Genomic DNA, 3,039 nt, shown 5'->3' with positions numbered 1-3,039 from the left:
GTTCCACGCCTTTCGCCAGATCGGTGTTGCCGCGGCAATCACCTGGTATCGGATGCTCGATGCCTTCGAGCGCTGAGCGAAACGCCTGCGGCGCACAAGCGATTCGGCTTGACAGTTTCATGAATATGAAAAAACATTAAGCGATTTCAGAATACCGATGGGCAGCCCAATAGGAAAATGTCGACCATCGTTGCAACAAGGCCCTTGCCGGAAAACCGCATCTCGCCGGTGTTCCGCTTCGCCATGCTGCTGCCGGGCGGATTGGTCACATTCTTCCTCATCCTGTTCGCGCTCGGCCTCGTGGTCTTCCTCGCCTTCAGGGGGAATGACGGCTCGCTGCTCGGCGTTGGCCTGACGGCGCAAAATTTCATTACCGTCGCCACCGATCCGCTCTACTGGACGGTGACGCTGCGCTCGCTGGTCATTGCCGGCCTGGTGACACTGGCGACCGTCGTCACCGCCTATCCGGTCGCCTACTATCTCGCCTTCCATGCCGGCCGCCGCGGCAACCTTTTGCTTTTCCTGGTCACGCTGCCGTTCTGGACCAGCTACCTCTTGCGCGTCTTCGCCTGGAAGATCGTGCTCGCCTATAATGGCGTGCTGAATTCCGCCTTCATCGAGACCGGCCTCTGGAAGGAGCCCACGCTGGCCTTCCTCAACACGCCGGCCGCAGTGGTCGTCACGCTCGCCCACGCCTACGCGCCCTTCGCTATCCTGCCGATCTATGTGGCGCTGGACACGATCCCGAAATCCCTGCTCGAAGCCGCTTCCGATCTCGGCGCGCGACCCTTCACCAGCTTCCGCCGCGTCGTGCTGCCCAATTCCATGCCGGGCGTGCTGGCGGCGGCGCTCGTCGTCTTCGTGCCGACGGTCGGCGACTATGTCACGCCGGCCATGGTGGGCGGCCCGGCCAGCACGATGATCGGCACGCTGATCCAGTCGCAGTTCGGCAAGGCCAATGACTGGCCGTTCGGCGCCGCGCTCTCGGTCTGCGTCATGCTGGTCATCCTGTGCGTGGTGCTCGTCGCGCGCGGCGCCGACCGCCGGTTCGGCAGCCGCACATGAGCGCGCGGGGAGATACCAACGCAGGCGGCGGCTGGCTCGGCCTCTATGTGCTTGCCTATCTCGTCTTCCTCTATTTGCCGGTGCTTTTGATCCCGCTGTTTTCCTTCAACAACTCGATCCAGGCCGCGTTCCCGCTGCAGGGCTTCACGCTTGAATGGTATGAGACGCTTTACGGCAATCCGGCGCTGTCCGGCGCCTTGGCCAACAGCCTGGTCATCGGCGTCATCGCCGCCTGCGGGGCGACGCTCTGCGGCATCACCGTTTCCTATATGGACCTCTACGGCCGCTCGCCGCTGGCGGCGACCATCAGCGCCATCGCCCGGCTGCCGATCCTGATCCCCGGCGTCATCGTCGGCATCTCGCTGTTGATCGTGGTCAACCTCATCGGCCTCGGCCCCTCGCGCGTTTCGATCGTGCTCGGTCATATCCTCGTCGCGCTGCCGACGACGGTCGTGGTCATGCGCAGCCGCTTCGCCGCCATCCCGAAGACGATCCGCGAAGCCGCGCTCGATCTCGGCGCTTCCGACTGGACGACGTTCCGGCGCGTTATGCTGCCGCTCAGCGCGCCCGCCGTGCTGTCGGCCTTCATGCTTTCTTTCCTGATTTCCTTCGACGAGTTCATCGTCGTCTTCTTCCTCGCCGGCACCGAGCCGACGCTGCCGCTCTACATCTGGAGCCAGCTGCGTTTCCCGCGCTCGCTGCCGACCGTGATGGCGCTGGGAACGGTGATCCTCACTGTCTCCTTCATCATCGCCGGCACCGCCGAAATCCTGCGCCATCGCGGCCTCGGCGCCGCGCGCCGCAATCCAGCCTGAAGCACAACAAAGAAGAGGAGAACGAAAATGACAGTACACCTGAAATCGACAACCGGCCGCAAGGCCCTGGCGGGTCTCGCGGCCCTGGCCATGGCGCTGTCGTCGACGGTCGCTTTTGCCGCCGACAAGCTGCAATTTCACCTGGTCGGGCTACGAACTGCCGGACTTCAACAAGAGCTTCCTCGCCGCGCATCCCGATGGCGTCGAGGCGACGATCTTCGGCGACGACGACGATGCCTTCACCAAGGTCAAGGCCGGCTTCCGGCCCGACATCGCGCATCCCTGCTACGACAAGGTGGCGCGCTGGAACAAGGAGGGCCTGCTGCAGCCGATCGACACCAAGCGCATCAAGAACTGGGATTCGGTCTTCCCGGTGTTCAAGAACCTACCCGATCTGCAGGCGGGCGACGGCAAGGTCTGGATGGTGCCGTGGGACTGGGGCAACACCTCGATCCTCTACCGCACCGATCTGGTGAAGAACCCGGAGGCAAGCTGGAACCTCCTGTGGGACAAGCAATATGCCGGCCGCATGGCGACCATCGACGCGGTGCACGACACGCCGATCGTCGCAGCACTTCTCGCCGGCGTGAACCCCTTCGACATGACGCCGGACCAGATGGACAAGGTGGCGGCAAAACTGCGCGAGCAGCGGCCGCTGCTCTCCAGCTACACCACCGACATGACCTCGGTGGAGCAGGCGCTGGCCAGCGGCCAGCTGGTCGCCGCCATGACCTGGAACGCGTCGGCCACCTCGCTGAAGAAGCAGGGCGTGCCGGTCGAGTTCATGAAGCCGAAGGAGGGCATGCTGACCTGGACCTGCGGCTTCGTCATGCTCAAGGACGCCAAGAACGTCGATCTCGCCTATGACTTCATCAACAGCCGGCTCGACGCCGACTCCGGCAAGTTCCTGATCCAGTCCTACGGCTATGGCAGCTCGCTCTCGACCGCCTTCGCCGGCGTGTCAAAGGAAGAGCTGGACAAGCTGCAACTGCCGGCCGATCCGGACGTGATGCTGAAGAGCACGATCTTCACTGGCCCGATGAAGCAGAATGACGATATGGCCAAGATGTTCGAGAAGGTGAAGGCCGGCGGTTGAGCGATCAATTGCCAAAGTTTGCGCTGCCCCTCACCTGCCTGCCGGCATCCTCTCCCCGTATAG

At 63.4% G+C, this 3,039-nt stretch carries 2 protein-coding genes and 1 pseudogene; all 3 read left to right on the top strand.

All coding sequences use genetic code 11. The features are described from left to right. The first annotated feature begins 177 nt into the window (after nucleotides 1-177). The 3 genes and pseudogenes from EOA28_RS30835 to EOA28_RS30825 all read left to right on the top strand — a co-directional run bounded on the left by EOA28_RS30835 (nucleotide 178) and on the right by EOA28_RS30825 (nucleotide 2,976). The gene (locus tag EOA28_RS30835) at nucleotides 178-1,065 is read left to right on the top strand and encodes an ABC transporter permease (RefSeq protein WP_127386105.1); all 888 of its coding nucleotides are present in this window, start codon (nucleotides 178-180) and stop codon (nucleotides 1,063-1,065) included. Beyond that, nucleotides 1,062-1,880 carry an ABC transporter permease gene (locus EOA28_RS30830; RefSeq protein ID WP_127253308.1) on the top strand — a complete coding sequence of 273 codons (819 nt, stop codon included), beginning with the start codon at nucleotides 1,062-1,064 and terminating at the stop codon, nucleotides 1,878-1,880. The genes EOA28_RS30835 and EOA28_RS30830 overlap by 4 nt, the downstream gene beginning before the upstream one ends. Before the next feature lie 27 nt (nucleotides 1,881-1,907). Continuing rightward, a pseudogene (locus EOA28_RS30825) lies at nucleotides 1,908-2,976 on the top strand (ABC transporter substrate-binding protein). Nucleotides 2,977-3,039 lie beyond the last annotated feature (63 nt).

Origin of the sequence: Mesorhizobium sp. M2A.F.Ca.ET.067.02.1.1, assembly GCF_004023285.1 — a bacterium.
Classification (GTDB): Bacteria; Pseudomonadota; Alphaproteobacteria; order Rhizobiales; family Rhizobiaceae; genus Mesorhizobium.
Note: the sequence above shows the minus strand (reverse complement) of the source record. Positions and strands in the feature narration are given on the sequence as shown.

Bases quoted from the DNA above. Each gene is read 5' to 3' on its own strand.
- EOA28_RS30835 (WP_127386105.1), top strand. From the start codon at position 178: ATGTCGACCATCGTTGCAACAAGGCCCTTGCCGGAAAACCGCATCTCG.
- EOA28_RS30830 (WP_127253308.1), top strand. From the start codon at position 1,062: ATGAGCGCGCGGGGAGATACCAACGCAGGCGGCGGCTGGCTCGGCCTC.